Source organism: Pseudomonas sp. GW823-FHT06B06, assembly GCF_058795195.1.
In genome coordinates this window covers 59,714-66,594 of sequence record NZ_JBXAHO010000037.1, presented here as the reverse complement: position 1 = coordinate 66,594, position 6,881 = coordinate 59,714, and the positions used below count along the sequence as shown (strand labels likewise).

Sequence of the window (6,881 nt, the reverse complement as noted above, 5' to 3'; positions counted from 1 at the left end):
GCCGAGGGAGTTCAGGCGCTTGGCAGCAACATCAATTTAACGGGGAGTTGGTGTCCAGTTTGGTAGGGGCAAGTCCACCCCGAGGTCGAAGACCAACAGGCCTATCACGATGCTGATAAAGACTAGCCACAACCAAGTGGCGGTGCCGAGGAACTCGGCCAGGAAGAACGGTTCTAGGGCAGTCATGAGCCCCTCCTCTAAGTGTCGAAGTTGTACAAACTGCAACTCCGACATGGCAGCGGGTAGCTGTCAGAGGGGCCCGGCATTGCGACATCAAATCTAGAGAGACGCGTGCGGTTTCTCAATCACACAAGAGTTGCAAGTTATTTCATTCTGGAAGGCCGCATCAGAAGTCGGAATGCCGATATGCAAAAATGATATCTGCATCCAGAGAACCTTTAATAGAGCCTGGCTCCCTGGCTTTTTTTGTTGCCGAACTTAGCGATTAAATGAGCCTGAACATCCTATTAGCATCTCAAGCTTGCGGGGACTCAGTCATCGCGACTCCTCTTCGCCCCAGTTGTTTAACGCCATACATGGCCTGATCCGCTGCCTTAAGCAATGTATCGAGACTATTGCCATGGATAGGACAGAGCGAGACACCAATACTGCACGATATTGAAAGCTCTCCCGCACTGGTCACGACTGTCTGCTCGATGGTTTCGAGCACTCTCGCCGCCTTCAGTTCCGCACTCTCGGGGTGGGTAATGCCTGTAACCAGAATCACGAACTCATCCCCGCCGTAGCGTGCGATGGTGTCACACGAGCGAGTGGCTTGAAGCATGCGATTTGCGACCGCTCGGAGAACCTGATCGCCGACCTCATGGCCGTACTTATCGTTGATATCCTTGAAGTGATCCAGGTCGATCAACAGCACGGCAAACGGAACCCCGTTCACGTTCCAATCGGCGAAGGCCTGTTCAAAGCGATCGGCGAAAAGGTAGCGATTAGGCAATTGGGTGAGCACGTCATGAGTTGCGAGATAAACCGAGCGTTCGTGTTCAACCTCTGCTCTTTCGATCGCTTTGAAATGCCGAGTCAACACCACAGGCACAAGCACGAACGCCCCCGCGAGAACCGCAAGGATGATCAATGTTTGCGCTGTCAGAATATCCTCCAATCGCAACTGACGCTCAAACAACAAGGTCATCGGTTGCGAAACACTCCTGATCTCGACCCGGTCAGATAGCGCCGGTAATAGGAAGCGATCCAAGATACAGGCTTGCTCGGTCTGCGTTGAAAAAACATTGCTTTCAGATCCTGCAGCGGTTTTCAGGGCCGCACTGACGCGAACCAGGGGATCCACGTTCGCATAACTCACAGCATCCTTTAGCGAATCCGTCTTGATCAAAAGCAAAGACACCATCGTGCTGCCAAAGAAATTGGGGCGAGTGTTCTCTCGATCCTGTTCAGGACGAATGACTGACTGCATCAGAATGTAAGCGTCACCGCCCTCATACATTGAGAAAACAGGCGATACGACCGGCTTCTGATTATTGTGTGTTCGAGCCAACGCATAGGAGAGATAGGCGACGGTTTCTAGCTTGACGCCATAGATCGAACTCGATTCAGGGAGTAAGGGGTACATGAACAACACAGGCCAAGTCTCATTGAGATAGACCTGATGTTGCGCAGGTTGGTGAGTGAGACTCGGAAAATCCTTGAGTTGAAAGTCTGGACGCCAAGTACGGCGCAACAGATCTTCAAAAGCCGCCTGTTCGGCGATGGGTACCGCCCGCGCCGCCTCAAGCATATAAATATGAGGGTAAGCGGCTAAAACGACAGCTGCATACCGGGCCGCAGCTTCCGTATCGCTCTGATCGACGGCCTGAAGAAATGCCGAGAAACCCGCCAGCACAGCCTCATTAGTATCAAGCTGATTTCGCACGATACCTGAAATATTTTGCACGTATTCCGAGAAACGCTTTTCTCTACGCTCAGTCTCAGACTTCAGCAGTAACAGAGCTGAAAAACCGACCAATCCGACAGCGAGGATAATGAAACCTGCCAGGGAGCGGCGCCGCCTGGTAAGCATCACTTTAACTTTTCCAAGGCGCAGAGTGAGAGCCGAGCCTTGGCAAGCACCGTTGAAGCTAAAAGAGATCGCGGGTGAACGAACGATAAATGCCGATTTGAAGGTCGCTGAGCATTGAAAAAAATTCCCAAGGAATCAGATCCGATACGATTTGTGCTCTGCACTGCGACTCCCCCTTTCGCATGTGCTCGAAAGAAAAATTTTCGAGCTCCATTTGCTGCTTCCTCGATGGTCACCACTGCAACGAGACTCACTATAGGGCAATTTGCCATCATTCGCTGTGTCGTGTGCAATACCTTCGGTTTGAGCTCAGGCGTTTATAAGGGGAAACTCCAAGTGAAAGCTCGTTCCTGCGTCACTGCTATCAACGGTTATACAACCGCCATGCAGTTGCATAATCGAACGAACGATGGCCAATCCCAGACCACCTGAATCGTCGGGTTGATTGCGTGATGGGTCACACCGGTAAAAGCGCTCAAACAATCGTGGAAGATGTTCTGCCGCAATCGGCTCGCCGTGGTTGTGCACCGTGATGTTGAGACGGTGCTCCAAAACCCTGCTGCAGATCGTCACTGCAGAGGTAGGAGTTGCATAGCGCAGCGCATTCGCCAGCAAGTTAGCCAGTGCTCGACGGATCAAGCCTGGATCCCCCAGCAATTGATCCTGGGCCTGGTTTATCAGCTGTACATCTCGTTCTTGCGCTACCCCTTCGAAATACTCACAGAGCTGCTCGATCAGATCGTGCAGGTTGATTTGCTCGAATTTTACGCAAGCGTTTGGCTGCTCGGTGCGAGCGAGAAACAGCATGCTGTCGATCATGCGGGCCAGCCTTTCATACTCTTCCTGATTGGAAACCAGCAGGTTCTGATAGTCCTCTATAGAACGACTGCGCCTCAGGGTTTGTTGGGTATGTCCCATCAGGTTGCCTAGTGGGGTTCGCATCTCATGGGCGAGGTCTTCGGAGAAACGTGAAAGCTGGGCGAATCCGTCCTCAAGGCGTGCAAGCATCTGGTTGAGGGCATTACACAGCGGTTTGAGCTCATTCAGCTCACTGAACTCATCCAGCCGCAGATGCAGATGCTGCACATCGATTCCGGCAGCGCGCTTGGCCAGCAGGCGCACAGGGTGCAGGCCTCGTTGACTAACCCACCAACCGAATGCAAAAGCCAATAGCGCTCCGACTGACATGGCCAACCAAAGCCTGAGTCGGTAAACCCCCAGCATCTGCTCACGCTCAGCCAACAACTTGCCAGCGATCAGGGTCAAGCCGCGATCACCCTGCATGACATCCTGCCAGGCAAGCCGCACAGGCTCGGAAGAGTGATCCTCAACAAGGCGCGCCTGGGGGGCAGCCGGCAACTTTGGAAAAGTCATACCCACCGGGTTGATTTCGATCAACACCTTGCCGGTGTCATCGACAATCCATAGCAGACTGTCGCGATTGCCCAGCATGTTTTCGTAAAGCTTGGGCCGACCTCGCAGTTGCTCGATGCTGTCGCTATCGCTGATCAATGCTTGCATTCGCTCCAGGCGACCCAGCAGGGCCTGGTCATCGCGCCAGGCAATCTCTCGCTGTAACGATTGATAAAGATAAAAACCAATCGAGCCCAGTAACACTGCGCTGACCAAAGCGAACATGATCGCCAGACGCAGGCTCAAGGTGCGCGGAAACAAATTCAAGGTTGCACCTCAAGCATGTATCCGATACCACGCACTGTGTGTATCAACTTGAGCGTGTATGGATCGTCAACCTTGGCCCGCAGTCGACGGATAGCGACATCCACCACATTGGTGTCACTGTCGAAATTCATCTGCCAGACCTGAGAGGCAATCAGCGAGCGCGATAGAACCTCCCCTTCACGACTCAGCAACAGATGCAGCAGGGAGAACTCCTTGTTGGTCAGGGTCAGACGCTCTCCGTTGCGCGTTACCTTGCGTCGCAACAAATCCAGGCTCAGGTCGCCAGCCACAAAATGCTCCACCTCGCGAGGCGGGCCACGGCGCAGCAAAGTGCGTACGCGCGCCAACAGCTCGGCATAGGAAAAGGGTTTGACCAGATAATCATCGGCCCCCAACTCCAGCCCTTTGACCCTATCATCAACCGAATCACGTGCGGTGAGAAACAGCACCGGGGTCTGCCACTTACGGCGGATGATTTGCAGCAATTGCCAGCCATCCAACCCCGGCAGCATGACATCCAGAATGATCAGATCGTACTCACTCTCCTGCGCCAAATGCTGGCCATCCAGCCCGTCAAGGGCGATCTCTACGACATAGCCCGATTCAGTCAGGGCTTTGCGCAGGTAATCCGCCATTTTCGTTTCATCTTCAACCACCAGGATACGCATTTTTTCCTCCAGGACTGGAGCACAGGCTAGCCCGCTTCGCTGATTTCTCACATTACATATTGGTAATCCGCAGGCAATCATTCTGACGGGGTGCGCTGTTCATGATGTCTGGCAATGACTCAGACAGACTCAACCCACCAAGGAAACAGCATGCGTAAAAGCCTATCGACTTCATTGCTGATCCCACTCGCAATGAGCTCTGCATTCGCCGTTGCAGCCCCGGATCAAGTTGCGCAGCGCAAGGACGTGTCACTTGCAATGGCCAACGATTTGCTAAATGCCGCGCTGACGGCCTGTCACGCCGATGGCCGCACAGCCGTTGCCGCAGTTGTCGACCGTGGCGGCAATCTGGTTGCCGTGCAACGCGATGACAATGTCGGCCCGCACAACACCTTAGCCGCACAACGTAAAGCCTATACCGCCCTGTCGACCAAGACTTCGACGCGCGTGTTGGCGGAGCGTGCTCGCGCTATTCCAGATGCTGAAAACCTCAACACCCTCGATGAGTTGTTGCTGCTGGGCGGAGGCGTGCCATTGAAATTCGATGGTCAGGTCATCGGCGCCATCGGAGTGGCCGGTGCAGGGGGCGCTGCAAACGATGAAGGTTGTGCAGAGGTCGCTATCAACAAAGTTTTACCTGCCGTTAAAAATTAAGGACATCCCCATGAATGTATTGAAAAGTTTCTTCGCTGGCGCTGTATTGAGTGCCCTTTCAACCCTTGCATCAGCGGCAACAAATCCATTGAGCGTGCATGTACTCAACTTGCAGGATGGCCTGCCCTCCCCTGGAGTCAATGTCACGTTGGAAAAACAGGATGGGAAAAACTGGGACATGCTCAACAGCGCGGCAACCAATGAGCAAGGTCGTATTACCGGGCTGTATCCGGAAGGTCGGGGTCTGGAGAAAGGTACGTACCGTGTCACCTTCAAGACTGGCGAGTGGTTCAAGTCGCACAAAACATCCAGCTTCTTTCCGGAGGTACCCGTCATTTTTGAGGTGGACGGTACCGTTCCTCACTATCACATCCCGTTGCTTCTGAGCCCTTACGGTTTCTCCACATACCGAGGAAATTGATCGTTAAGCGTTACTAAAGGATACCGTTCGAAGGAGAAGACAGCCGCCCCTACTCAAAAGGGCGGCACTGTCGCTTAACTTTTCGGCATCAAAACCTTCAGCGATGACCACGTTCACGCCTTAGGCTTGGTTCACGTTACAGGGGTGATGCCGGTGACAGCGCCTTTCTGATCCTTGACCATAAATTGCAGGCCGCTGATAACTCGACCCGATTGGCCATGCCAGACAAGGGAATGCGGCGGACTTCAAGGTGCAAAGCATAGCGTCCATCATCAGTGTGTACCTATGCGTACTTGATGCAAACCTATACAAGACGCTGTCATTCGCACAAGACTGATCAGCAGTGGGTGACGCCTTCCTTTGTTGATGGATGCCCGTTCTGAGCTCTATACATTAATGACCTGCGCAGAGGGGACAATGAGCCCCAACCCTTGTTTATTAGCGTCCGCTGTGATCGGCTTGAACCTGCGCCTGGGAGCTATAGTTAATTTTCGGCGCTCAGTCCCCTGCCCGATCAGCGCATTACCCGCGATCAACATGCTTCTCTCGTGCTCAACCTCGAATTTTCTTGTACAGTTTCTACTGCGCTGTATAGGATTTGTGTTGGCTTAATGAAAGCGCCATGGAGTCCATAGCCACTGAGGTACGTATGTTCAACTCGAAAATCAAAAAAGAACTGGCCATCAGTAAGCAGCGTTTCGCTGACTGCGAAGCCACCCTCGCAGCATTAGGTGGTTCCATGGCTCTGATTGAGTTCCAACCTGACGGCACGATCCTCGGCGCCAATCACTATTTCCTCAGCGTAATGGGCTATCGCCTTGAGGAAATTCACTCCCGGCATCACCGCATACTTTGCACACCGACCTACGCAAACAGCGTCGCTTATCAAGGTTTCTGGTCACGCCTGAGTAATGGTGAGTCCATAAACAACCGCTTCCTGCGCCTGGACAAAAAGGGGCATGAGATTTGGCTGGAGGCCAGCTACAACCCTGTTCGCGACGCCTCTGGGCGGGTGATTAAGATCGTCAAGATTGCTACTGATGTCACTGCACGGGTGCAGAAGGAACAAGAGCAGGAAAGTCAAATCAACGCGATTAACCGTTCCATGGCAACCATTGAGTTCAGCCGGCAGGGAGATGTCATCAGCGCCAACGAGAACTTCCTTGCAGTGATGGGTTACCGCCTCGATGAGATTGTTGGAAAGCACCATCGTCTGTTCTGTGAACGTAGCGAAAGTGAATCCAACGAGTATCGCCAGTTCTGGGAGCACCTGAATAAAGGCGAATTTTTCTCCGCTAACTTCAAGCGCCTCAACCAACAGGGACAAACGGTCTGGTTACGTGCGTCTTATAATCCAGTGTTCGACGCCAACGGCAGCCTTTACAAAGTAGTTAAGTTTGCGAGCGATATTACTGCTCAGGTT

General features: G+C 53.0%; 5 protein-coding genes and 2 pseudogenes. 3 read left to right on the top strand and 4 right to left on the bottom strand.

What is annotated here, in order from left to right; genetic code table 11:
• Window positions 1-75: 75 nt before the first annotated feature.
• The 4 genes and pseudogenes from AC1Q8Q_RS25850 to AC1Q8Q_RS25835 all read right to left on the bottom strand — a co-directional run.
• A pseudogene (locus AC1Q8Q_RS25850) lies at window positions 76-186 on the bottom strand (TerC family protein); the annotation flags it as partial.
• A 289-nt stretch (window positions 187-475) separates the two neighbouring features.
• Window positions 476-2,035 carry a diguanylate cyclase domain-containing protein gene (locus AC1Q8Q_RS25845; protein WP_492615695.1) on the bottom strand — a complete coding sequence of 520 codons (1,560 nt, stop codon included), beginning with the start codon at window positions 2,033-2,035 and terminating at the stop codon, window positions 476-478.
• 309 nt (window positions 2,036-2,344) lie between these two features.
• Window positions 2,345-3,715 carry a heavy metal sensor histidine kinase gene (locus AC1Q8Q_RS25840; protein ID WP_492615692.1) on the bottom strand — a complete coding sequence of 457 codons (1,371 nt, stop codon included), beginning with the start codon at window positions 3,713-3,715 and terminating at the stop codon, window positions 2,345-2,347.
• A complete protein-coding gene (locus AC1Q8Q_RS25835; RefSeq protein WP_492615691.1) occupies window positions 3,712-4,383 on the bottom strand; it encodes a heavy metal response regulator transcription factor in 672 nt (223 codons plus the stop codon). The genes AC1Q8Q_RS25840 and AC1Q8Q_RS25835 overlap by 4 nt, the downstream gene beginning before the upstream one ends.
• Window positions 4,384-4,533: 150 nt before the next feature.
• On the opposite strand from AC1Q8Q_RS25835, the gene AC1Q8Q_RS25830 reads away from it, so the two are divergent.
• From AC1Q8Q_RS25830 to AC1Q8Q_RS25820, 3 genes and pseudogenes are all read left to right on the top strand, one after another.
• Window positions 4,534-5,037 carry a GlcG/HbpS family heme-binding protein gene (locus AC1Q8Q_RS25830; RefSeq protein ID WP_492615690.1) on the top strand — a complete coding sequence of 168 codons (504 nt, stop codon included), beginning with the start codon at window positions 4,534-4,536 and terminating at the stop codon, window positions 5,035-5,037.
• Between the two features lie 10 nt (window positions 5,038-5,047).
• Window positions 5,048-5,458, top strand: coding sequence for a hydroxyisourate hydrolase (gene uraH, locus AC1Q8Q_RS25825; protein ID WP_492615689.1), 411 nt, complete (start codon window positions 5,048-5,050; stop codon window positions 5,456-5,458).
• Between the two features lie 622 nt (window positions 5,459-6,080).
• A pseudogene (locus AC1Q8Q_RS25820) lies at window positions 6,081-6,881 on the top strand (PAS domain-containing protein); the annotation flags it as partial.